Genomic DNA, 22,439 nt, shown 5'->3' on the forward strand with positions numbered 1-22,439 from the left:
GCCTCCTTTCGTGTTTGTGCAGGTCAGGCATGATCGTTTCCTGTGACGTATCGGGGAGAGGGGAATGTCGATTGTGCGGTCGAGCTGCCGTCCGGTTTCGGCCCCGTGCCATACCCGCCCCCGGATGCCCCCTCCTCCCTCCGCCCGTGCGCCACCTTGTCCGGGGTGGCGCGGACCCGAACCGGAATGGCACACGTGGTGCGCCACCGATGCGCCATTCCGGTCCGGGGGTGGCGCAGACCTGGGCCAGAACGGCACAGAGCGATCCGAAGTGGCGCATAGCTCTGTACCGAAATGGCTCATCGCAGGTCAGCGCACCAATACGAGGACCAAGAGCAGGACCAAGACCACGAGCAGCGCGGCACAGCGGGCAACATGCCACGTGATCCACAAGGTGAACAGCGCCAGGACTCGCACGGGCACGACCACCTTGGACCACTTCTCTTGCACCGTGCCGTCGATGTACGGCGGACGAACTTGGTTAGCCCAAGGCCAGTCACGGACGTTCTGGGACGGGGTGATCAGCTGAGGACGGAAGTCCTCCGCCTCCTCTGCCTCTGCCTGCTGCACGGGTACGGGTGCGCTGGCACGCGGGAGCATGGTCATCACGCGGCCCTCCCCTCGTGGCTGTGGGCCCGGGTATCGCACGATGCACCCACGACATGGGCCACCTCCACGGCCCCCCTGCTGATCACCATGGCCGCCTTGCACTCCAGGCAAGGCGCGGGATGATTGGCGGTCAGGGACCGGGCTGATATCAGCAGTCCGGTCCCGCCGGTTGCGGTCATGATCGGCTCTCTCTCTTCCGTTCGCGGTCGCACGCCCGGCACGCTCGTGTGCCGTCCGTCCTCACCCGCGTGTTCTTCGTGTCGTACAGGTGGCCGTGCTTGCAGTGCGTACGTGGCCCTGAGGGGTCCGCCTCCCGCTCCGTGGTCATGCGCCGAATGATCAGGTCGTGGCCGGGGTCCGGAGACGTCACGAACAGGCTCACGAGCTCGGCCAGCCACGCGCCCGGCACGAGGTAGAAGGGCCCCATACGGGGGACCTCCAGGCCGTCCCGACGCGCCCGGCGGGACAGGTAGGCGTGGAGGCCAGGGTGTTCCGCGTGCTTGGAGACCCGCACGGCCACGCGTCCCGGCCAGACGTTGCGGAGGAGCCTCGGCGTGGTGGGTTCCGTGGTCATGGTCATCCCAGGGCCGACATGAACGTGAGCAGAGAGTCCCCGGCGGTCACGGCGTGACCCATGAGCGCGGTGGCCGTGTCGGCGGCCTGAGAGGGCCGGGTGATGACGAACAGGACCACGAGGGCCAGGACAAGCCAGCGCACGAGGCGGCGGCCTCGGCGTCCGTGGGAGGCGATGGGAAGCATGATCAATTCTCCTCTGCGGTGGTGATGTGGTTCCGGCGGGCGCTGTAGGTGACGGTGTGGCCCTGGCTCCGCGCGGCCTGGACGACCTTGGCCAGGGACGTGATCGGGGCGTTGGGCCCCCCACTGGGCCCCCAGGGGATGAGCTCCCCCCGGTCGTGGTCCCGCTGCCACGCCACCACGAGGTGACGGGACATGCGGGGCCCCCGCCGGACACACAGCCACAGCGGGTAGGACTGCGGGGTCAGGGTCGGTTCGGTGGTCATGTCGCGCTCCCTATGGGGTTGTTGGACAGGTCGATGAAGTGCGGGCACTCACGGTCGTGGAGCGGGCCGGAGCCGGAGCACGAGGCGCACGGCTCCGGCTGGACGGCCTCCATCTGGTTCGGGGACTCGCAGTACGGGGCGTGGACGGTCCGGAGCATGACCAGACCGTCCGGCCTCCGCCCGGCGTAGACCATGACGGGCCCGACGCAGATGCACGGCGGGACGGGCGGGGGGACGTCGAGCGGGTCGATGATCATTTCGTGGTCCTTTCTGGGGGTGCGCGTGCTCGTGCCCGGTCGGGGGTCGGGGTTGGGGGTGGGCTTCGGAATCAGATCTAGATCTTGTTCTGATCTCCGAGGCGTGCCACCCTCCCGCTTATGTGCGGGCTTCGGGATCTTGTGCGCTTTGCGCTTTAGTGCGGTTTCCTGGAGTCCACTGCTCCGGAGACAGGGTGTAGGTGTCTTCATCTACACCCCATCTCCTAGAGAGGGGGAGCTGAGAAACCGCATCAAAGCGCAAAGCGCAGATTCCGAAGCCCACCCCCAACCCCTGGCGCTTACGAGCCCGGCTCTCCCCACTTGACGATCTTGTATTTAGCTCTCCGGGTAGATGCCTCGTCCCGATGCACAGTCAGACCTCGTGACCATCTCCCGGCGCGGTGCCCGAACCATTTCCCCAGCGATTTTGTGAATCCCGCCGCGCTGCCCCGGCCCATGGCGGAGTGCTTATTTGCCATATCTCCGGGGAGGAGGGCCGCGTCAATTGCTCCGCTGCCGCCCCTGTCGTATGGGTCCGGGGTGAGCTTGTCCACGAGGTCCTTTATCTCGAACCACCGTTCTCCGAACGCGCGGTGAACCTCCTCCAGGAATCCACCCCATTCGTCGTCATCACTGGACTCCACGCGCGTAACCGCCTCCCGGTGCGCGAACTCCCCGGGGAACCCGGCCCAGGACAGCAGCCCCCGGAGGTTGGCCACCCAGTGCGCGTAGTCGTCGCTCCGGCCAGGATCCGCCGTGGGGGCTCCGTCCAGGACCCATGCACGGGCGATCGTGAGCATGGCGTGGAGCACCGCGCCACGGTTGTCCCGTGCCCAGGTCCCGGGGTTGAGCCGGAACCCTGTCCGCTCGTGGGGGTTGGGCATCTGGGGGTCGATCGTGACCCACAGACATCTCCGGGCCAGGTCCCCGCCGATGACCGCGTTGTTCCCGGTCATCGTCCACAGACGGTCATTCGGCACCGTGACGTTGCTCGTGTGTCCCAGGGGCCGGTCTGACCACGAGGCCGTGGTCAGGAGTCCCTCCAGGACCGAACTCCGGATGACTCCACGGACGTTGTCGAACGTCACCACGGGGGCCGTGGTGCCCACGAGTGTGGCCGTGACCGCCTTACGGAGTTCGTCCGCGTCGGCGGGGAACTCCGATCGCAGAACTCCGCCGTGGACGATCCGGAGCATCGTGGCCAGGTAGCTCTTGCCGGAGCCGGGGCTGGGCGCGTCGATCACGCCCAGCTGGTACGGCGGGGGGAGCATGGGCCGAAGCGCGGGCGTGAACAGCATCCCGTGCCAGTTGGCCCGGTAGTGCTCCTGGACGAACGGGAACTCTGCCACGGGCCGCATGAGGAGTTCCACGGCGGCCTTGACCTCCGCCGGGGTGGGCCGGAGGGAGACGGGCGGGACCTCCAGGCCCACGGCGGGGAGGTACAGCAGCCGCGTGGCCGTGTCGTACCCGGGGGTGTCCACCACGCTGCCGTCCGGGCGCATGACGGGCGTGTGGGACACGCCTGCCAGGTGGCGGAGGTTGGGGACCCCGTCGTTTGTCAGGGCCGCATTGTGCGCGTGCTGGGTGGCCGCAACCGGGAACAGGTGGGGCTCCCATTCCTTGCGGATCACCACCTCCTCCTCCCCGGTGCTGGGGTCGGTCTTGCCGGTCTTGCGCGGGACCTCACGACTCCGGCCCACGGCGTAACGGACCTCCACGCGCGCCTTGAGTTCGGCCATGGCCAACGGGCGAACCTGTGCGGGGCCGTCCTCGTCCCCCTCGCGCGGCGGAATGTATCCCTCCTGACCGATGCGGGGGGTCTGGACGATCAGGCCATCCCGGCGGAACACTCCGGCCAGCTGACCGCGTCCCAGCTCCTCCCGGAGCCACGCGGCGGCCACGGCATGGCTGGAGATATTGACCCTCTGGCGACCGTCACGGGATTGGCCATCCTGGACCGCTTGCTCATTTGTCAATGGACCATTTGGCGGCGTAGAGTCGTTCTTAGCGTCATTTGCATTTGAATCGCCGTCCTGGCCGGGGCGGCGATTTGCATTCTCCGACATGTCAGGCCGCCTCCCCGCTCGTGGCAGAGGAGCGGAGGAGGTTCGCGATGCGGTCCGCAGCCTCCGGCTTGAGCGGAGGCGCAGAGGAGACCACGGCCTTGATGTAGTCCGCGATCTTGACCTCTGCCAAGTCCTGGCGGAGGTCGGTCAGGTCCCGGTCCGGGTGATGGCGCCGCATCACGTTGATCCGGTTCGTGATGCTGAGTGCCTCAGAACTGGCGTTAAGGCCCACGAGAGGAGTCCCTTTCCGACTCGAATCTGTCGGCCGTGGGGAATCCTGAGCGGCCCTGCTGTTTTTGCTCCCCGGGTGCCTTCGTGGGCTTCGTACTGCTCTTTCAAGATACGTCTTACGATCGCAGTTCGCAAGTTTGCGTTTATGTCAAGCCCAGTTATCCAGCCCAATTACTTGACTTAATGGCAATAGCAAAGGCCCCGGCTATTCAGCTGAATAGTCCAGGGCCTTTGTCGTGCAGGTCAGGAGGCGTCTCGCCTCCACACCATGCGCTCCGTGACGGGAACCCGGTGGTTCTTGACCGGGGAGCGGGTGATCCGAACCTCTCCCAGGTACTCCGGCGTGAGGAGGATGGCGGCGGTCTTCCGGCGGGCGGAGACCGGGGCGGCCTCCCAGCGATCGGCGACGTCGGCCCCGGGCGCCATGAGCGCGGCCAGAGCACCGGGCGTGGACAGCTCGTGGACGCGTGCCTCCGCCTCCTTCACCTTGCCCGTGAGCTCGTCAATGAGGGCCCCCATCATCCGTACCTCCCCCAGGGTCGCGGGCTTGGCGTTCTCCGCTTCCTCCAGCTCCGCCCGCAGGCGGGAGAGCTCCGCCTGAGCCTCCGTCGCCTCGTCCGACGTGGCGCGCGAGGTCCACGACTCATAGACGTCGGGGCGCGAGAGGTAGTCCAGGATGACGCCGGTCAGGATCTCGTCCACGGCGGGCTTTTCGATCCGCACGCACCCCTTGCCCTGGCACTTGTACTCCGGCCGTCCCCGGTTGCCGAGTACACCGATCGCCGCTCCGCAGACGTCACAGCGGATCGTGGACGTGTACTCGTGCAGGATGCTCCCGGGTCGCTCGGCCCTGATCTGGTGGCCGGGCTCCGACAGGATGCGCTGGACGTCCCAGAAGAGGTCACGAGGCACGATCGCCTCCCACGTGCCCTCGATCAGCTCCGGCTTGGCCCCGGTGCCCTTAAGGGCTTTGGGGAGGTACGGCCGGTATCCGGCGTATACGGCTTTGGTGGCCATGTCGCGGAGGTGCTGGTGAGAGAACGGCTCGCCCTTGCGGTTCACGATCCCGCGCGCTGCGTAGTCCGCCGTGATCGCCTTGAAGCTGTGCCCCTCCCGCAGGCGCGTGAACAGCTCCAGGACGATCGGGGCCTTGTCCGGGTCAGCCCCCCACGTGATCAGACGGCCAGTGCGGGAGTCGTGAACGGGGACGAGGCCGAACGGGCACACGCCGTGCGGGCGACCTTGAGCCGCGTTGGCCTTGGTGTCTCGCAACATCCTGTCTCTCGTCTTGGCGCTCTCGTATTCGCTGTCCACGGCGTCCTCCAGGAGGGTCCGCCGGTCACGGGGGTTGGCCGGGTCGTAGGTGCGGCCGTGGGTCGTGACGTGGACCAGCTTCCCGCGATCCTCCAGGAGGTCAAGCATCGTGACCCACTCACCAACGCGGCGGGACCCACGGGAGGACTCCCACAGGACCAGGACGTCCGCGCCGAACCGGCCGGTCTCCAGGTCGTCCATCAGGATCTTGAACTCGTCGCGCTCTTTGGTCGAGAACCGCGATGCCGACACGGCCTCGTGTTCGGCGTAGGGCTTTCCGAGCGTGATCCCGTGGTGGTCGGCCGCAGCCATGTTCTCGTCGTGCTGCTGAGTCGTGGACTTGAGGCGCCCAGACCGGTCCTTGGAGACCCGGAGATACTCCCGGCCCGTGAGGAGGATGTGAGCCGGGAGCGCGGCGGAGGCGTCGGGGGCGGCGGTGCGGCGGCGGGGAAAGAGCGTGATCGACATACATCCACGGTACCTCTAGGAAAGTTCCTCGACCTCGGCGCCGGACTGCCCACCCGGAACAACGTGCACCAGGTCGCTCCCGGCGCCCGGGTCGTCTACGTCGACAACGACCCGACCGTCCTGGTCCACGGCAGGGCGATCCTCGGCAAGAACGAGAACGTGACCATCGTCGAGGGGGACGTCCGCCGGCCCGGGGAGATCCTGGAGCACCCGGACGTGCGCGCGGCGATCGACTTCGACCGGCCTGTCGGGATCCTCCTGGTGGCGATCATGCATTTCGTCCCCGACGCGGACGACCCCCTGGGCATCATCGCCACCCTGCGCCGGGCCATGGCCCCCGGCAGCCACCTCGTCCTGTCCCACGTCGCGACCGACGTCCGCCCGAAGGCCGCGGACGAGGTGGCCCAGGTCTACGACCGGGCCTCCGCCCCCTTCGTCACCCGTACCGGCAAGGAGATCGTCCGCCTGTTCGACGGTTTCGACATGGTCGAGCCCGGCATCGTCAACCTGCCCGAATGGCGGCCGGCGCCCGGCACCGCCGTGCCCTACCGGGGGATCGGCTCCTACTTCCTGGGGGGCGTCGGCGTCGTCAGCGACGGCGGGTGATGACCCGCCTCACCGAGGACAGCAGCCCGTACTGGACGACCTTCCTGGCGGCGGCCAGTTCCCTTCGCAGGGTGCCGACCTCGCGCCGCAGCTCGACCGTGCTCCTGCGCCAGCGGCCCGCCTCGTCGCGCCACTTGGCCACCTGCTCGCGGAGCCGCTCCGTCTCCTTGGTGAGACGGGCCACCTCGGCCGCCGCCTCGGCCCTGGCGCGGTAGGCGCCGCGACGGCCGGTGAGGACACCGGCCTCGGGCGCGAACCCGTAGGTCTCGCCGTCCACCCAGATCACGCCGAAGGTGTCGTCCACGGCGTCGTCGAGATCCTCCCCCTCCTCCAGCACGATCGCGGCGCGCGCGAACGCGGCGGCACGTTCCAGCCGCGCCCTGACGACCGTCCTCCCCGGGCCCGCGCCCGCCGCGCCCGCCGTGTCCGCCGCGCCGTCCGCGCCGCCGTCCCCACCGGCCGCGTCGTCCTCCTCGGCCAGCAGCACCGAGACCAGGCCGTACCCCTCGTCCCTCGCCAGGTCGAGCAGGCGGGCCAGGGTGTCCTCGCCTGGCACCCATCCGGCGGGCAGTCGCAGACGGTACGGGACCGCCCAGGCGGGGCCCGGCGCGGCGGAGCCGTCGGTCCGGTCGGGGGGGACGGCCGGGACGGCGGAGGCCGCGGAGACCTCGTCGGCGAAGCGGACCCTGGGCTCGTGGGCGTAGTGGCCGCGGATCAGCACCAGGTCCAGGTCGGGGTTCTTCAGGGGAGCGCGCCCCTCGGCGCCGACGCGGTCCCATGGCCCCGTGAGGGTGACCGCGACGTCGGGCAGGGTGCCGGCGAGCACGGCGTCGACGGTGGCGCGGACCTCGTCGTAGGTGTAGCCCTTCCCCGGCCACCCCGCGGGCTCGACGACCACCTCCACGTACGGCACCTTCCACTGCCGGGCCGGGTGGGAGCGGAGCCAGCGGTAGGACGGGATCCGGTCGGCCACGAAGGCGTGGCTGACCCGGTCGATCGGGGCCTTGTCGCGCATGCGCATCGTCGGGCCCAGGTGGAAGGCGCGCGACAGCGGCTCGGGCACGAAGACGGCGCCCGCCTGGGCGAGCCGGTAGCCCATCTCGGTGTCCTGGCCGAGGATCAGGTCGGTGTCCATCGGCCCCGCGGCGGCGAGCAGCGCGGCGTTGACCGAGGTCGCGCCGCCGACGTGCAGGCTGAACGCGCGGTGCGGGTTGGCGGTGAGGCCGTCGGTGCGCTCGACCAGGTCGACCAGCCAGGCGTGCGGCTCGGCGGGCTCGAAGAGCTTGGCCAGGTCGTCGGCGGCGGCGACCACCTCGGGGGCCGGCAGCCCGGCCGGGGTGAAGCGCAGGTAGCCGGTCACCACGAGGTACGGGGCGGCGTGGTGCCAGCGCATGTGCGCCTCGACCGACCGGCGGTCCAGGACCACGTCGGAGTCGAGCCAGTGGATCACGTCGCCGGTGGCGGCCGCCAGCCCGGCGTTGCGGGCGTGGGCGCGGCCGGGGACCGGGCAGACGATCAGGCGGGTGTCCGCGGGGCACAGGGCCGGCAGGCGCAGCGGCGGGCTGCTGCCGTTGTCGACCACGACGACCTCGGTCAGCGCGGCCGGGTAGGTCTGCGCGGCCAGCCCGGCGAGCGCCAGGTCGAGTTTCTCCTGGTCGCCGTACGCGGGAACGACGACGCTGACCCGGAGCGAGGGGGTCCAGGAGCCCAGGGCGGGCGGCGTGAGGCTCCGGTAGTCGTTACCGGCGATCCGTGCTGTCATGGCGCTTCCAGGATCGGGCTCGGACGGGGGCCGCGCCACCGGTTCGGCGCGACGCGCGGGAAACGGGCCGGGGAGAGCCGCCGGGTGTGCTCGGTGCCGGCCGGGCGGCGAGAACCGTGGGCGCCGCGGCCCCCGTGGACCCCGGGGGCGCGCGTCCCCGGCACCGGCCGCGGGAGGCTCACCGGGGTGGCGGGAGGGGGCGGGGGAAGGGCGGTCGGCTGCGCGGGCACGAGCGAAGGATAGCGAGGTGAGAAGATCCCTTCTCGCCGCACATCACACTTGACATCGAGGATCACCACCGAACACTCACAGCTGTCACACAGGTCACAGGAACCTTCGAATTTCCTATTTATCGACGTATCTGCACTTGAGAAGCCGATAACCTCATTTACCACCCACAAGGACAGGTAAAGACAGAGCGGCACGGAAGGTAAGCGCGGATGCCCACGCCCCGAAAACTGACGCTTCTGGCGGCGATCCTCGGCCCGGTGTTCCTGATCGCGCTGACGCTGCTCGCGAGCACCGGGATCATCTCGGTCACGGCGGCCATCGTGCTCGGCGCGATCGCGACGGTACTCGCCGTCCAGGTGCTGGCGGTCGCGACCGTACGCAGGGTCGACGGCAAGGCCCAGCGGATCGACGCCCGGGTCAAGCGCTACGAGGCGGAGCTGGCCACGGTCAAGACGGCCACCCAGCGGCTGGACCGGCGGCTGGACGAGATCGTCGAGCTGCTCAAGGATCACGAGCGCAAGCGGGACGAGGACCTGCAGGCGATCCTGGTCTCCCTGGGCGAGGACCGCCTGGCCTCCGTACCCCGGCGCCAGGAGATCGAAGAGATCGTCCACGACCTGCTGCCGCGCCTGGCCGCGGAGGAGGCCGGGACCGAACGGGCCGCGGAGGAGAGAGCGTGACCGGAACCGGCTTCGCCACCTCCGGCGCCGCCCCGTCCGCCCGCCCGCGCGACGACCGGGCCGATCGGGGAGACCGGGCCGGCCGCGCCGCTGTCCCGCGCGCCAGGATCAGGCACAACGACTACGGGTCGCTTCTCCCGCCCGACCTGGGCGGATGGGAGCCCCGGCTCAGGGTGAGCGTGGTGATCCCGGCGCACGACTGCCAGGAGGCCCTGGAGCGCACGCTCGCCGGGCTGGCCGCGCAGACCTACCCCGCGCACCTCATGGAGGTGGTCGTCGCCGACGACGGCAGTGACCCGCCGTTGCGCGTCCCCGAGATCACCCCGGCCAACACCAGGCTCGTCCGGGTGCCCGACGGCCGGTGGGGACGCGGCTGGGCCCGCCAGACCGGCGCCGCCGCGGCGGCGGGCGACATCCTGCACTGGGTCGACTCCGACATGATCCTCGACAGGGATCACGTCGAGGCGCACATGCGCTGGCACCATCTCGCCCCCTACGCCGTCGTGATGGGCGACGTCCGCTTCACCCCCGGCGGGACCGGCCCCTCCGCCGGGGAGGTCTTCTCCGCGGTGGAGGCCGGGGACGCGGAGAAGCTGTTCAACGAGTCCGCACCGCACGAGTGGCGGGCCGGGGTGCTGGAGGAGACCCGGTGGCTGCGGGACGCGGGCGCCGGGGCCTACCGGCTCCACTCGGGCGCCACCACCTCGGTCCCCGTGGCGCTGCTGCGCTCGGTCGGCGGGGTGAACACCACGCTGAACATGGGTGAGGACACCGATCTCGGCTTTCGCCTCGCGCAGGCGGGCGCGGTCTTCGTCCCCGACCCGCGGGCCCGCGCCTGGCACCTCGGGCCGTCCACGGTCATGATCCGGGAGAAGGAGGTGCACCGGCACAACTGGTCGGTGCTGCCCGACCTCATCCCCGACCTGCGCTGGCTGCGCACCCACCCGCGCAGGGCCTGGCTGGTGCCGTACGTGCACGTCGTCGTCGACGCCCGCGGCGCCTCCTACGAGGACGTGCGGGCGAGTGTGGACTCCGCGCTCGCGGGCACCCTCGTCGACGTCGCCGTCACCGTGGTCGGGCCCTGGTCGGACCTTCCCCCCGGACGCCGCCCCTCCCTCGACGAGCCGCTGCTCGACCTGCGCCTGGTGCGCAACCTGTACGTCCACGAGCCGCGCGTCTCCTTCACCGAGGAGGTGCCCGCGGGCTCCGCTCCCGCGCCGTTCAGGCTCACCTTCCCCGCCGGGTGGGCGCTCGGCGCCGACAGCCTGGCCGAGCTGGTCAAACTCGCCGAGCGTGAGGAGTACGGGCTGCTGAGCGCCGCGCTCGACGAGGGGGCCTCCGGGGTCAGGGCGGCCAGGTTCGAGCGCACCGCCGCCTTCGCCAGGGCGGCACTGGTGAACGGCGATCCCGGCGACGACCCCGGAGCCGACCTCGACGATGTCGTCCACGAGATGTTCGGCTCGCTCTGGGTGAGCGCCGCGGAGGTCGGCGTGACGACCGCCGACGAGGCGGAGCCCGTCGCCGGGGACACCGCGAAGTGGCGGGCCGACTCCGCGCGCTGGAAGCGCGAGGCGGAGGGCCTGAAGGACGAGGTGGAGAGCTTGCGCGCCGAGACGGAATGGCTGCGGGCGGAGGCCGCGCGCCTGGCGGCCGAGCGGCGGCGCGGCCCGCTGGGAAGGATCACTTCCATGGCCAGGCGTCGGGGGAGGACCGGCTGATGTCCTTTCTGATCGAACTGGTCCGCGCCGCCCTGGAGCGGAGCGGCAAGCGACGCGTCCTCGTCTACTGCGCGGGCTTCGAGACGCTCGGCGAGCTGGAGCCGTACGGGGCGATGGACCTCGACGGCGACCTCGACGGCATCCCGCGCGCCGAGGAGGGCGCCGCGGAGATCCTGGTGCTCGCCCGCACGGCGACCGACGTCCGCAGGGCCGCGAGCCTGCAGTCGCTGCTGCCCATGGCCCCCCGGGTCGTGGTCGCCGTGCGGGAGACGCCGCACTGGTACACCGCGCCGGTGATCTCCCCCACCCCCGCCCACCGCTGGCGCGCTCTCGTGGAGCTCCGCGTCCACCAGCCGAAACAGCACGCCTGGGTGGTCGAGGCGAGCTTCTCCAAGCCGGTGCCGGCGGGTCGGACGCTCGCCGCGGCCGCGAGGGCGTTCGGCGGGCACCGGATGGACGCCGTCGCCGGGCCCGTCGCCGGCCTGGCGGGGCCGGGAGCGGCCCACTGGCGCCCCGGCGACCCGAACGCGGCCCCGGCCCCCCTGACGGGGCCCGTCCCCGACAGGTTCGGCGCCCGGGGCGCCGACCTGGTCGTGCGGACGGTCGGTGAGGAGCCGCCGCCGTGGACCGGCGCGGAGACCTCGATCGACCGCCCGGCCGCCGGGCTGATGACCTGGGAGAGGCTCGGCCGTCCCGGGGGCGGCAGGATCCTGGAGAACGGCCTGGGCGACCTGTCCGAGCCCTGGACCATCCCCCCCGTCGACGACCGTTCGGTCAACCCCATGAACTTCGTCACCGTGCCGTCCCTCGGCACGGCCGACCTGTCCGCCGAGTCCGGCCGCTGGACGATCACCTGCGAGGGCAGGACGCTCACCTCCTTCGACGCCTCCGGCCGCGTCACGGACGTGGACGTCAACCGGATCAGGCAGGTCAGAGCGGTACAGGTGGACTGGCGGCGCAGCCACACCGGCCCGGCCGCCGCGCTGCGGGTCGTCACGGGACTGGCGGCGGCCGGGGTGCCCCTGGTCTCCGAGGCCGTACCGCGCTGGGCGGGCGCCCTCGGCCCCGAGCTGGCCAGGCTGATCACCTCGGTCGGCGGGCCCGCGCTCAAGGACGACCTGGAGCGCGAGGAGCACAGCATCCGGCTGCGCCGCGAGGCGCTGCGCCTCCACGGGGTCCGCGCCCGCTGGGAGCAGCTGGGCGCCCCCGCGGCGCCCGTGCCGACGGTCTCGGTGCTGCTCGTCACCCGCCGCCCGGACATGGTGGGCTTCGCGCTGGAGCAGCTGTCCAGGCAGCGCGGCGCCGAGTTCGAGGTGATCCTCGCCCTGCACGGCGTCCCCGCGACGCATCCCGGCGTGGCCGGGGCCCTGGCGTCCTTCGAGCGGCCGGTCACCGTGGTCGAGGCCGACGGCGGGACCGTTTTCGGGACCGTGCTGAACCAGGCCGCGGCCAGGGCGTCGGGGTCGTTCCTGCTGAAGATGGACGACGACGACTGGTACGGGCCCGACTTCATCTCCGATCTGCTGCTGGCCCACTCCTACTCGGGCGCCCAGGTCGTGGGCATGGTCCCCGAGTTCGTCTATCTCGCCTCGATCGGGGTGACCGTCCACCGCGAGCAGATCACCGAGCAGATCACCAACTTCATCGCCGGGGGCACCATCTTCTCCGAACGCTCCGCCTTCGAGGCCGTGGGCGGCTTCCGTCCGATGCCCGGCACGATCGACGCCCAGTTCCAGCACGCCGTGCAGGCCGCGGGCGGGCAGATCTACCGGACCCAGGGTCTGGGCTACATCCTGCGGCGTGGAAACGTCGCCAACCACACCTGGCGCGAGCCGATCGGCACGTTCCTGCGGCGCAACAAGCGCCAGTGGCGCGGTTTCCGGCCCAGCGCGCTCATGGAACTCCCCCCGGAGGCACCGTGAGCACGTCGCGGATCCCCTCTGACGCGCCGTACGCGACGCCGGTCCCGGCCGGAGGTGGCGCGAACATCCCGCCGGTCCCGGCCGGAGGCGACGTGAACATCCCGCCGGTCCCGGCCGGAGGCGACGTGAACATCCCGCGGATCCCGGGCAACGACTACGGGGTGCTGGCCGTGCCCGCCCCCGGCACGTGGGAGCCGCGCCTGACGGTGAGCGTGGTGATCCCCGCCAAGGGACGGCAGGACAGGCTCGACCTCACGCTGGCCGCGCTCGCCGCCCAGACCTACCCCTCCCACCTCCTAGAGGTGATCGTCGTGGACGACGGCAGCTCGCCCCCGCTGCGGCTCCCCGAGATCGTCCCGGAACACACCCGGATCGTCGGCGACGCCTCCGGCCGCCGGGGCATCGCCCGGGCCCTGGAGACCGGTACGGCCGTCGCGGACGGCCAGGTGATCCACCGGATGGACGCCGACATCGTCTCCTACCGTGAGCACGTCGAGGCGCACATGCGCTGGCACCACCTGGCCGGCTACCTGGTGGTGATGGGGACGCTGCGCTTCACCGCGATGGCCGGCATCCCGCCCTCCCCCGCCGAGGTCCAGATCGCCGTCGCCAAGGACAGGGCGGGTCTCCTCTTCGAGGAGGATCCCGAGCACGGGCACGACTGGATCGGCGAGCTCGTCGCCGCCCACCGCGACTTCCGCGACGCGCCCAGCTCCTTGCTGCACCGCGTCCACGTGGGCGCGACGGTCTCGCTGCCGGCCGCCCTGCTGAGGGAGACGGGAGGGCTGGACACCTCCCTGGCCCTCGGCGAGGACACCGAGCTGGGCTACCGGCTCACCCAGACGGGCGCGGTGTTCGTCCCCGACGCCGAGGCGCTGAGCTGGCATCTGGGCACGACGACGGCCATGCGCAGGCCCGCGGACGTCAGGCGGCACAACGACCCGTTCATCGCCGACCGGATCCCGTACCGTCGCCACCTGCGCACCGACGCGGGCCGGCAGTGGCTGGTCCCCTACGTCGACGTCGTGGTGGACGCCGGGGGCGCCTCCTTCGAGGACGTCAGGGCGAGCGTCGACGGGGCGCTGGCCAGCACCCTGCCCGACGTGCACGTCACCCTGACCGGGCCGTGGGCGTCACTGGCCGGCGAGCGCCCGGCACCGCTGGACGACCCGCTGCTCGACCTGCGGCTGCTGCGCGGCCAGTACGCCCACGACGGCCGCGTCTCCTTCGCCGAGCGGGTCCCCTCGACCTCGGCGCCCGCGCCGTTCCGCCTGGTCTGCCCGGCCGGGTGGGTACCGGGGGCGGACTCGCTGGCCAGGCTGATCGAGCAGGCGGAGAAGGACGACGAGGGCCTGCTGCTCGTGGCGCTGGACGAGGACGAGTCGGGAGTGCTGGCCGCCCGCCTGGAGCGGACCTCCGCCGTCGCGAGGGCGACGCGCGTGCTCCGCGAGGGCGAGCGGCTCGACGACGTGATCGCCGACCTGCACGGGGCGACCTGGCTGGACGCGGAGTCGTGGAAGATGCGGCCCGCCGCCCGTGCCTACCCCTACTGGGCCGTGAACCGCAACCGGGAGGCCGCGCGCTGGAAGGCCGCGGCCGAGTCGCGCGCGCGGGAGGCCGAGCGGGCCCAGCGGCAGGTCGCCGCGCTCAAGGCCGAGCTGAAGGAGCTGCGCGCCAAGGCCGCCAAGGGCAGCCGCGACACCGTCAGGTGGAAGGAGAAGGCCGAGCAGCGCCGCCTGGAGGCCGTCGCCCTGCGCCAGGCCCAGCAGCGCTCCCTGCTCGCCCGCGCCGCCCGCCGCCTCCGCAGACTCACCGAGGGCTCCTGACGCCCTGCCGCCACGCCCTGCCGCCACGCCCTGCCGCCACGCCCTGCCGCCGAGGACGCCCCGGACACCGGGCGTCCTCGGCGGCCCGGTCACTCCTGCCTGGGCAGGGGGCGGTATCGGGCGCCGACGGCGCTCTGCAGGGTCCGCACGACCGTGCCGTGGGCCTTGCGGCTCACCAGCCAGTCGAGGAACTGGCCCATGAGCTCGGGAGTCGTCGAGTAGAGGCCGCAGTCGTCGCAGACGCGGTGGAACACCATCGGGACCAGCCCGCCACCGTTCTTCTCGGCGTTGAGCACCTGCTGCTTCATGTGCCGCAGCAGGGTGTCCTCGCGGATGGAGCCCGGCGTGCGGATGTCGTAGCGGTTCTTCGGGCGCAGAGTCTCACCGGCCGGACAGCCGGGGCACCCCCACTCCTTGAGCCCGCCGACCCCGCGGGCCGCGTCGTAACCACACCGCCGCGCCACCGCCATGGCGTCGGAGTCGACCGCGCCGAACGGGTAGGCGAGGGTGGCGGGCCGGTACCCCCACGCCACCAGCGTCCTGCGGTCGTCGCAGATCTGGCCCTCCTGCTCGCTGCGGGTCAGCTCGGTGAGACGCACGTGGGTCAGCGTGTGACCGCCGATCTCGTGACCCTTCCTGGCGATCCCGGCGAGCCCGCGGCGGGTCAGTTTCTGCTCGCCGCCGACGGTCTCGGTGTTGACGTAGAACGTTCCACGCATGCCGCGTTTCTCCAGCATGCGGGCCACGGCGGGGTGGGAGGAGTCGCCGTCGTCGAAGGTGAGCGCGACGACCGTCCTGGCCTTCTTCGCGGGTCGCCCGGCCGCCGCGTGGGCGGCCGGGCCCAGCGCCGCCACGACGGCCAGCGCCGTGGCGAACGCCGCCGCCCGGCGAAAGACCTTCCCGGTGAGCCCTCTTTCGCGGAACGGCAAATAAAGCATGAAAACACCTTATAAGCCGATAGAGGCCACCAAATAATCTGTTACCAAATGCCCAGGAACCCGATGCCGAGCCGGCATGGCACGATCGCCGCGAGGGCCGCGACCGAGTCCCCTGACAGTGCCGGCGACGGCGGGACGCGCCCGCGTCGAACCGGCGCGGGCCGAGCAGACCAAGCAGACCGACGGGCCGACACCGAACCGGCGCGGACCGGCCCGGCCGGGCGGCGCTAGGGGGTGTCCTCGCCCTCGACGCGCATGACGCTCACCACGTCGCGGACGATGTCCAGCTCGCGCAGGCCCTCGATCGTGGCGGAGAGCGCGGCGTCGCTGGCCCGGTGGGTGACCAGCACCAGCTGGGCGTCCGCGCCGTGCCCCTCCTGCCGGACGGTCTGGATGGAGACGTCCTGCTTGGCGAACATGTCGGCGACCCTGGCGAGCACGCCGGGCTTGTCGGCGACGTCCAGGGAGACGTGGTAGCGGGTGACGGTCTCACCCATCGGGTGCACGACCAGGTCGGCGTACGTGGACTCCTCGGGCCCCCGGGTGCCCGCCAGCACGTTGCGCGCCACGGCCACGATGTCGCCCAGCACGGCGCTCGCGGTCGGGGCGCCGCCCGCGCCCGCGCCGTAGAACATGAGCTGCCCGGCGGAGCGCGCCTCGACGAACACCGCGTTGTAGGCCTCGCGGACCCCGGCCAGCGGGTGCGTCCTGGGGATCATGGCCGGATGCACCCGTACGCCGAAGGACCTGCCGTCGTCGGAACGGGCGCAGATCGCGAGCAGCTTGATGACGTATCCCATGGCCTTGGCGCTGGCCACGTCCGTCGCGGTGATCTCGGTGATGCCCTCGCGGTGCACGTCGGCGGCCGTCACCCGGCTGTGGAAGGCGATCCCGGCGAGGATCGCGGCCTTGGCCGCGGCGTCGAAGCCCTCCACGTCGGCGGTGGGGTCGGCCTCGGCGTAGCCCAGCGCCTGCGCCTCCCCGAGCGCGTCGGAGAACGAGGCCCCGCTGGAGTCCATCTGGTCGAGGATGTAGTTGGTGGTGCCGTTGACGATGCCGAGCACCCGGTGCACGTGATCTCCGGCGAGCGACTCGCGCAGCGGCCTGATCAGCGGGATGGCGCCCGCGACGGCCGCCTCGAAGTAGAGGTCGGCGTCGCCGGCCCTCGCCGCGGCGTGGACGGTCGCGCCGTCCTCGGCGAGCAGCGCCTTGTTGGCCGTGACGACCGACTTGCCGTTGTTCAGCGCGGCCAGGATGAGCGATCTGGCGGGCTCGATGCCGCCGATCACCTCGACGACGATGTCGATGTCGTCCCGGGTGACCAGGGCCTCGGCGTCCGTGGTGAGCAGGGCGGGGTCCACGTCGGCGTCCCGCCTGCGGCCCAGGCGCCGCACGGCGACCCCGGCGAGCTCCAGCGGCGCCCCGATGCGGGCGGCGAGGTCGTCGGCCTGCTCGTGCATGAGCCTGACCACCTGGGAGCCGACGACGCCGCATCCCAGCAGTGCGACTTTCAGTGCCATGCGGTCACGCCCCCTTGTCGCTCACACTGTGGACGGGTTTCTCCGCCTTACGGGCTTTCCCCGCCGCTCCGGGTCGTTTCACAGCTGTCCTCTCAGGAGGTCGTCCTCGGTCTCCCGGCGGACGATCACGCGGGACACCCCGTCCTTGACCGCGACCACGGCGGGCTTGGGGAGGTAGTTGTAGTTGTTGGCGAGCGAGCGGCAGTAGGCGCCGGTGCCCGCGACGGCGATCAGGTCGCCGGTGGCCAGGTCGGCGGGGAACCACAGGTCGCGCACGACCATGTCGCCGCTCTCGCAGTGCTTGCCGACCAGGCGGGAGAGCATCGGCCTCGCGGCGCTCTCGCGGGAGGCCAGGCGCGCGGTGTAGTCGGCCCCGTACAGGGCGGTGCGGATGTTGTCGCTCATGCCGCCGTCGACGCTGACGTAGGTGCGCAGGCCCTCGACGTCCTTGATCGTGCCGACCTCGTAGAGCGTCACCCCGGCCAGCCCGGCGATGGCCCTGCCCGGCTCGACGGTGAGCTTGGGCACCGGCAGGCCCGCGGACCTGGCCACCTTGCTGACGATCTCCCGCAGGTTGTCGGCGATCTCCTTGACGTCGGGCGCGGTGTCGCCCTCGACGTAGGGGATGCCGTAGCCGCCGCCGAGGTCCAGCTCGGGCAGCACGACGTCGTGCTCGTCCTTGATCTTGACCAGGAGGGTGGCCAGACGGGCCGCGGCCACCTCGAACCCGGCGGTGTCGGTGATCTGGGAGCCGATGTGGGAGTGCAGGCCGACGAGCTCCAGCTGGGGCAGGGCGAGGATCCGCCTGGCCGCCTCGGCCGCCGCGCCGCTGCTCAGCGAGAAGCCGAACTTCTGGTCGTCGTGGGCGGTCGCGATGAACTCGTGGGTGTGGGCCTCGACGCCCACGGTGACGCGGATCATCACCTTGGGACGCCTGCCGTGCTTGTCGGCGAGGAAGCCCAGGCGGGCGATCTCCTCGAAGGAGTCGGCCACGATGTGCCCGACCCCGGCCTCGACGGCCTTCTCCAGCTCGGCGAGCGACTTGTTGTTGCCGTGCATGGTGATCCGCTCGGGCGGGAACCCGACGCTGAGCGCGACGGCGAGCTCGCCGGCGCTGCAGACGTCGAGGCCGAGACCCTCCTGCATGATCCAGCGGGCGACCTCGCGGCACAGGAACGCCTTGCCCGCGTAATGGACCTCGCCCCCGGAGAACGCGCTCGCGTAGTCGCGGCAGCGGGAGCGGAAGTCTTCCTCGTCCACCACGTAGAGCGGGGTGCCGTGCTCCTCGACGAGGTCCCTGACATCCGCGCCGCCGATCGTGATCGAGCCGTCGGCGCGGCTCGACGTTCGCGGCCAGATGGTGGGGTCGAGCGTGTTCAGATCGGCAGGTGCGTGCGGAGGGCGCTCCTCGGGCAGCACTTCTGCATGCCGGTCACCGGCGGGGTGGGCGAATCGACTCACCCGATCGAGGCTATCGGACCCGGTGATCCCCCTGAGACGATTGCCCACCTATCGAGACGCGATCCACCTCGAACACGCGAACTTTTTACGTTATGTGCCACTTTGGCGACATATTTTAACGTCGTACGGCGGCATGATCTTCGGGAGAGACCGGAGCGAACCAGCTCCGGGGAGACCCGGGCGAGCCTAGGAGACCGACTCGGCGGGAGCCGCCCAGGTGTTGCAGGACCCCACGGTGCCGCCCTCCTGGCCACGCCGCATCCACTCGGCGCTGCTGGCCCCCGAGCCGTGCGACTGCCGGTAGCCGGCCTCGACGCCCTCGTCGGCGCCGGAACCGCGCCCGGCGAGACGGCGCAGGCTCTCCAGCCGGCGCGGCGCGGCGGCGCGCAGCGTCACCGCGGCCAGGCAGTCCGCCTGCAGTTCGAGCCGCCGCGACCACGCCTCGTCGAAGGCCTCCGAGCCTCTGCGGTCGGCGATCCCGCTGACCTCCTGGACGTGGTGGGCGTACTCGTGCGCGAGCGTGAACATCATCGGGAAGGCCCGCTCACCCTCGACCAGCACGTTGACGACGCGCGGCTCGGGACAGTAGATCCCGGCCCAGTCGTAGTCGTCGATCCCGCACGCGGCCTCCTCGGGGGCGTCGACCAGCCGCACCTCCTCCGGCGGCTCGTAGTCGATGCCCGCCCGCGCCAGGGTGGCCGCCCACATCCGGTCCAGGCACCCGCCGAGGGCCTCCAGCGACGTCGTGAGGTCGGCGTCGAGGTCCCGGGGAAGCGTGCCGCAACGGCCGTCGACCGGCCGGGTCTCCTGGTAGAGGCGATGCGTCGCCGCGGCCGAGCGGGACGAGCCCGGGGCGGTCCCGAGGAGTTCCCTGAGGTCTCCGCCCAGATAGGCGAGCCCGCCGAGGACGACGGCGAAGGCGAGCAGGGTCGGCAGCACCCGCCGGACCATCCCGGATCGGCGCGGCTCGCGCGCCTCCCAGTCCCGGGGCCCGGCCATTCACCTCTCCCCTGATCTCTTTAAGCTTCTTTGGGAGGGTCTATCACAATCTGTCGGGCGCCGTCTCGCCAAGTGCCGCCAACGCCTCGGCCAGCACGTCCCGCACGGCCCGCGCCAGGCGCACCCGGGCGGCGTGCAGCTCCGACGGCTCCTCGTCCCCCGAGGGAAGCGCGGCGGCCCCCTCGAACGCGTCGTGGTAGGCCAGGGCCAGCTGCTCGGCGTAGGCGGCCCACCCCGGGTCCCGGCTCACCCGCCTGCCGTGCACCTCGGCCAGCAGCCTGAGCACCGCCCGGTCCCTGCGGTCCTCCAGCAGCTCGGGCCTGAAGTCCCCGCCGACGCCGAGTTCCGCGGCCCAGCGCTGTACGGCGACCGCCCGCGCGTGCGCGTACCTGACGACGAACCCGGGGTTGGCCCACGTCCTGGGCAGGTCCTCCCACGGGGACCCGGCCGCGCCCGCGACCCCGCCCGCGACTCCGCCCGCGACTCTGCCCGCGCCGATGACCCCGGCCGCGCCCGTGCTCCCGCCCGTGACGGCGGGAGCGTCCGCGCCGATCTCCGTGACCAGCTCGCCGGGCACCGCCACCACGATCTCCAGGAAACCGCCGGGCCGCACCCGGACGGCCGTGATCCCCGGCAGCGCGCGGAGCCGGCCGGCCGTCTCCTCGGGGTCCTCGCCCCGGCGCAGCGCGGCCGGGGAGACGTAGAGCGCCTCCCCGGCCCACGTCCCCCTGGGGATCGGTGGCAGGCCGAGGACCTCGCCGAGCGCGCCGGGCGTCATCCCGGCAGCCTAACGACCCCCGGACGGCCCGCGCTCGGACCGGGGCGTGCGGGCCGGCCGGGCCGTCCGCCGCCGTCACGGCGAAGAACGCGCACCCGAGGACGCGCTCAGATCAGGGCGTGCGGGTCGGCCGGGCCGTAGTCGACGAGCTGGGCCGAGCCGAGCAGCCAGCGGTCACGGTCGCGGAGGCAGACGTATCCGAAGCGGTCGGCGGAGAAGACCTTGATCCCGTCCGCGCGGCACTGGCGCATCAGCACGTCGGCCCAGTTGTCCGAGACGTCGGCGAAGCCGATGCCCCGCAGGACCGCGCGGCGGGCCAGCAGGGTGGCCCCCGCCACGTCGGGCAGGTAGGAGTACTCCGCCGAGGGCTGGCGCAGCACGGTCGCCGCGACGTCGCGCAGGTGGGCGTAGTAGGCCGCCTTGCCCACGATGTCGGCGTTGGCGAACAGGAAGGCCCGGCTGAGATCGGACAGGTAGTGCTCGCCGTACCGGTCGCGGGCGTCCATCACCGCCACCAGGTCGCCCTGGCACAGGTCGAGGGCGCGGTTGAGCAGGCCGCCCGTGGTCAGCTCGGTGTCGGAGCGGCGCACCGCGACGTCCACCCCGTCGGGCATCGCCTCGCGGGCCCGGACGACGGCGTCCGGGGCGTCCGACAGCAGCACCAGCTGGACGACGCCCTTCTGCGGCGCGACCTGGGCCAGCGCGTAGTCGAGGTCGCCCCGGTCGATCATGATCACCGAGATGTTCAGGGTGGCCCTGCCGCTGGGCAGGCCGATCGCGTCCAGCAGGTCGTCGACCTTGTCGGTCATCGTGCCCGAGGCGTACGCCTGGCGGAGCGCCAGGTGGGCGCGGCGCGGGTCGGGCTCGGTGCCGATGGGGGTGCCGCAGGCGGCCAGCTCGGCCATCCGCCAGGGTTCCGTGCCCGGCGGGCAGTCGACCGCGACGGGCCAGCGGTAGGAGGTGAGCACGTCCGGGTACGACAGGTGCCCGGGAAGCAGCTCCTCCAGCGAGAGCACCCGCCCGAACCGGTCCCCGGCCAGCGGCAGCGGGTTGTGCACGCGCGGCTGGACGGCGAAGGGCAGGATTCCCAGCGAGGGCGCCCGGCGTCCCTGCTCGGGCTCCTGGGCCGCCAGCGCGGCGCCCCACGGTCCCACGGACCTGGGCAGCGCGGTCACCACGTGCTCGAACAACCTGGCCGCGGCTACGAACTCGCCGGGCTCACCCTCGGTGTGCCAGAAGACGGTGCGGATGCCCCGCTCCGCGCACCAGGCCAGCAGGGACCGCAGCCCCTGGTCGGGACTGCGCAGCTCCGCGGCCCACGGCCCCTCGGTCACCGACTCGACCAGCAGCAGGTGCGGGACCTCGGCGGCCAGCACCCGGGCGAAGTCCCTCGGCGTGAAGCCGGTGGTCTGGCGCCACTCGTAGCGCAGCAGCGCCTCGCCGTGCGGCGCGGCGATCACGGCCGCGGTCAGGTGCGGGCGGGTGTTCGGGCCGGTCGGCACGCGGTACGGCTTGAGCTTCACCGACCTGCCGCCGACGGTCCTGACGGAGCTGGTGGCCTGGAAGGACGCCCCGGGGACGGGCGCCTTGTCCCCCGCCTTGCGCGGCACCGGCTGGCGCTTGGGAGCGGTCGGGCGCTTGGCCGGCTTGGCCGCCCCGCGCAGGCCGCGCGCCAGCCGCACCGGGTTGCTCTTACCCGTCTTGATCGCGTCACCCAGCCGCGACCAGCGGGCCACCTGCACCGAGGAGAGCTTCCACCTGGCGACCTCGGCCTGGTAGCGCTGCTCCGCCAGGTCCTTGCGGAGCTTCTCCTCGGCCGCGTTCGCGGCCTCCAGCCGCTCCTCGGTCTCGCTCAGGAGTTCCTTCACCCCGCGCAGTTCCTCGGCCGCACGCTCCGCATCGGCGATCTTTGCCTGTGCCGCGTCAAGCAGGCGGGCCAGCTCGGAAGCCCTCTCCGCGTGCGCCACCGCCTCCCGCAACGCCTGTCGTGTGCTTTCGAGTTGCTCGCCCGCCACGCCGTCCTCCGTTTCG

At 71.9% G+C, this 22,439-nt stretch carries 20 protein-coding genes; 5 read left to right on the forward strand and 15 right to left on the reverse strand.

Features of this window, described 5'->3' with window-relative positions:
* Nucleotides 1-309: 309 nt before the first annotated feature.
* The 8 genes from ACVCAG_RS32735 to ACVCAG_RS32770 form a co-directional block, all read right to left on the reverse strand.
* Entirely contained in the window at nucleotides 310-609 is a 300-nt protein-coding gene (locus tag ACVCAG_RS32735) for a hypothetical protein (RefSeq protein ID WP_447191027.1), read from the reverse strand.
* Between the two features lie 175 nt (nucleotides 610-784).
* Nucleotides 785-1,183, reverse strand: a complete 399-nt coding sequence (locus ACVCAG_RS32740; RefSeq protein WP_447191028.1) for a hypothetical protein — start codon at nucleotides 1,181-1,183, stop codon at nucleotides 785-787.
* Nucleotides 1,184-1,185: 2 nt separating this feature from the next.
* Entirely contained in the window at nucleotides 1,186-1,368 is a 183-nt protein-coding gene (locus ACVCAG_RS32745; protein WP_447191029.1) for a hypothetical protein, read from the reverse strand.
* A gap of 2 nt (nucleotides 1,369-1,370) precedes the next feature.
* A complete protein-coding gene (locus ACVCAG_RS32750; protein ID WP_447191030.1) occupies nucleotides 1,371-1,631 on the reverse strand; it encodes a hypothetical protein in 261 nt (86 codons plus the stop codon).
* A complete protein-coding gene (locus ACVCAG_RS32755) occupies nucleotides 1,628-1,888 on the reverse strand; it encodes a hypothetical protein (protein ID WP_447191031.1) in 261 nt (86 codons plus the stop codon). The genes ACVCAG_RS32750 and ACVCAG_RS32755 overlap by 4 nt, the downstream gene beginning before the upstream one ends.
* 299 nt (nucleotides 1,889-2,187) lie before the next feature.
* Nucleotides 2,188-3,789, reverse strand: coding sequence for a hypothetical protein (locus ACVCAG_RS32760; protein WP_447191032.1), 1,602 nt, complete (start codon nucleotides 3,787-3,789; stop codon nucleotides 2,188-2,190).
* Nucleotides 3,790-3,955: 166 nt separating this feature from the next.
* A complete protein-coding gene (locus ACVCAG_RS32765; protein ID WP_447191033.1) occupies nucleotides 3,956-4,186 on the reverse strand; it encodes a hypothetical protein in 231 nt (76 codons plus the stop codon).
* A gap of 242 nt (nucleotides 4,187-4,428) precedes the next feature.
* Complete coding sequence (locus ACVCAG_RS32770; RefSeq protein ID WP_447191034.1) at nucleotides 4,429-5,967, reverse strand: recombinase family protein; 1,539 nt, start codon at nucleotides 5,965-5,967, stop codon at nucleotides 4,429-4,431.
* Here ACVCAG_RS32770 and ACVCAG_RS32775 point away from each other — a divergent pair.
* Nucleotides 5,899-6,573 carry an SAM-dependent methyltransferase gene (locus ACVCAG_RS32775; RefSeq protein WP_447191035.1) on the forward strand — a complete coding sequence of 225 codons (675 nt, stop codon included), beginning with the start codon at nucleotides 5,899-5,901 and terminating at the stop codon, nucleotides 6,571-6,573. The genes ACVCAG_RS32770 and ACVCAG_RS32775 overlap by 69 nt on opposite strands.
* Here the strand turns inward: ACVCAG_RS32775 and ACVCAG_RS32780 are convergent.
* A complete protein-coding gene (locus tag ACVCAG_RS32780; RefSeq protein WP_447191036.1) occupies nucleotides 6,557-8,335 on the reverse strand; it encodes a glycosyltransferase in 1,779 nt (592 codons plus the stop codon). The genes ACVCAG_RS32775 and ACVCAG_RS32780 overlap by 17 nt on opposite strands.
* A 440-nt stretch (nucleotides 8,336-8,775) precedes the next feature.
* On the opposite strand from ACVCAG_RS32780, the gene ACVCAG_RS32785 reads away from it, so the two are divergent.
* Genes ACVCAG_RS32785 through ACVCAG_RS32800 form a run of 4 tightly spaced genes read left to right on the forward strand, consistent with a single transcriptional unit; the run spans nucleotide 8,776 to nucleotide 14,712 of the window.
* Nucleotides 8,776-9,246, forward strand: coding sequence for a hypothetical protein (locus ACVCAG_RS32785; RefSeq protein ID WP_440087229.1), 471 nt, complete (start codon nucleotides 8,776-8,778; stop codon nucleotides 9,244-9,246).
* Nucleotides 9,243-10,964: a glycosyltransferase gene (locus tag ACVCAG_RS32790; protein WP_447191037.1), complete on the forward strand. Its 1,722-nt coding sequence runs from the start codon at nucleotides 9,243-9,245 to the stop codon at nucleotides 10,962-10,964. Before ACVCAG_RS32785 ends, ACVCAG_RS32790 begins: the two co-directional genes overlap by 4 nt.
* On the forward strand, nucleotides 10,964-12,886 hold the full coding sequence (locus tag ACVCAG_RS32795; protein ID WP_440087227.1) for a glycosyltransferase: 1,923 nt from the start codon (nucleotides 10,964-10,966) through the stop codon (nucleotides 12,884-12,886). Before ACVCAG_RS32790 ends, ACVCAG_RS32795 begins: the two co-directional genes overlap by 1 nt.
* Nucleotides 12,883-14,712 carry a glycosyltransferase gene (locus ACVCAG_RS32800; RefSeq protein WP_447191038.1) on the forward strand — a complete coding sequence of 610 codons (1,830 nt, stop codon included), beginning with the start codon at nucleotides 12,883-12,885 and terminating at the stop codon, nucleotides 14,710-14,712. Before ACVCAG_RS32795 ends, ACVCAG_RS32800 begins: the two co-directional genes overlap by 4 nt.
* Nucleotides 14,713-14,801: 89 nt before the next feature.
* Here the strand turns inward: ACVCAG_RS32800 and ACVCAG_RS32805 are convergent, their stop codons facing one another.
* From ACVCAG_RS32805 to ACVCAG_RS32830, 6 genes are all read right to left on the reverse strand, one after another.
* Nucleotides 14,802-15,650, reverse strand: a complete 849-nt coding sequence (locus ACVCAG_RS32805) for a polysaccharide deacetylase family protein (RefSeq protein ID WP_440087225.1) — start codon at nucleotides 15,648-15,650, stop codon at nucleotides 14,802-14,804.
* 227 nt (nucleotides 15,651-15,877) lie between these two features.
* Nucleotides 15,878-17,170 carry a homoserine dehydrogenase gene (locus ACVCAG_RS32810; RefSeq protein WP_362679840.1) on the reverse strand — a complete coding sequence of 431 codons (1,293 nt, stop codon included), beginning with the start codon at nucleotides 17,168-17,170 and terminating at the stop codon, nucleotides 15,878-15,880.
* Nucleotides 17,171-17,248: 78 nt separating this feature from the next.
* The gene (gene lysA / locus ACVCAG_RS32815; protein WP_440087224.1) at nucleotides 17,249-18,631 is read right to left on the reverse strand and encodes a diaminopimelate decarboxylase; all 1,383 of its coding nucleotides are present in this window, start codon (nucleotides 18,629-18,631) and stop codon (nucleotides 17,249-17,251) included.
* A 186-nt stretch (nucleotides 18,632-18,817) separates the two neighbouring features.
* Entirely contained in the window at nucleotides 18,818-19,630 is an 813-nt protein-coding gene (locus ACVCAG_RS32820; RefSeq protein WP_440087223.1) for a neutral zinc metallopeptidase, read from the reverse strand.
* A 43-nt stretch (nucleotides 19,631-19,673) separates the two neighbouring features.
* The gene (locus ACVCAG_RS32825) at nucleotides 19,674-20,408 is read right to left on the reverse strand and encodes a DALR anticodon-binding domain-containing protein (protein WP_447191039.1); all 735 of its coding nucleotides are present in this window, start codon (nucleotides 20,406-20,408) and stop codon (nucleotides 19,674-19,676) included.
* A 107-nt stretch (nucleotides 20,409-20,515) separates the two neighbouring features.
* The gene (locus ACVCAG_RS32830) at nucleotides 20,516-22,423 is read right to left on the reverse strand and encodes a hypothetical protein (RefSeq protein ID WP_440087220.1); all 1,908 of its coding nucleotides are present in this window, start codon (nucleotides 22,421-22,423) and stop codon (nucleotides 20,516-20,518) included.
* Between the last annotated feature and the right edge of the window lie 16 nt (nucleotides 22,424-22,439).

This window comes from Streptosporangium sp. G12 (assembly GCF_052983175.1).

What these genes read in the sequence shown, in the direction of transcription:
- ACVCAG_RS32755 (WP_447191031.1), bottom strand. Translation starts at nt 1,888, where the DNA reads ATGATCATCGACCCGCTCGACGTCCCCCCGCCCGTCCCGCCGTGCATC.
- ACVCAG_RS32745 (WP_447191029.1), bottom strand. Translation starts at nt 1,368, where the DNA reads ATGCTTCCCATCGCCTCCCACGGACGCCGAGGCCGCCGCCTCGTGCGC.
- ACVCAG_RS32810 (WP_362679840.1), bottom strand. Translation starts at nt 17,170, where the DNA reads ATGGCACTGAAAGTCGCACTGCTGGGATGCGGCGTCGTCGGCTCCCAG.
- ACVCAG_RS32780 (WP_447191036.1), bottom strand. Translation starts at nt 8,335, where the DNA reads ATGACAGCACGGATCGCCGGTAACGACTACCGGAGCCTCACGCCGCCC.
- ACVCAG_RS32740 (WP_447191028.1), bottom strand. Translation starts at nt 1,183, where the DNA reads ATGACCACGGAACCCACCACGCCGAGGCTCCTCCGCAACGTCTGGCCG.
- ACVCAG_RS32820 (WP_440087223.1), bottom strand. Translation starts at nt 19,630, where the DNA reads ATGGCCGGGCCCCGGGACTGGGAGGCGCGCGAGCCGCGCCGATCCGGG.
- ACVCAG_RS32750 (WP_447191030.1), bottom strand. Translation starts at nt 1,631, where the DNA reads ATGACCACCGAACCGACCCTGACCCCGCAGTCCTACCCGCTGTGGCTG.
- ACVCAG_RS32805 (WP_440087225.1), bottom strand. Translation starts at nt 15,650, where the DNA reads ATGCTTTATTTGCCGTTCCGCGAAAGAGGGCTCACCGGGAAGGTCTTT.
- ACVCAG_RS32785 (WP_440087229.1), top strand. Translation starts at nt 8,776, where the DNA reads ATGCCCACGCCCCGAAAACTGACGCTTCTGGCGGCGATCCTCGGCCCG.
- ACVCAG_RS32795 (WP_440087227.1), top strand. Translation starts at nt 10,964, where the DNA reads ATGTCCTTTCTGATCGAACTGGTCCGCGCCGCCCTGGAGCGGAGCGGC.
- ACVCAG_RS32770 (WP_447191034.1), bottom strand. Translation starts at nt 5,967, where the DNA reads ATGTCGATCACGCTCTTTCCCCGCCGCCGCACCGCCGCCCCCGACGCC.
- ACVCAG_RS32825 (WP_447191039.1), bottom strand. Translation starts at nt 20,408, where the DNA reads ATGACGCCCGGCGCGCTCGGCGAGGTCCTCGGCCTGCCACCGATCCCC.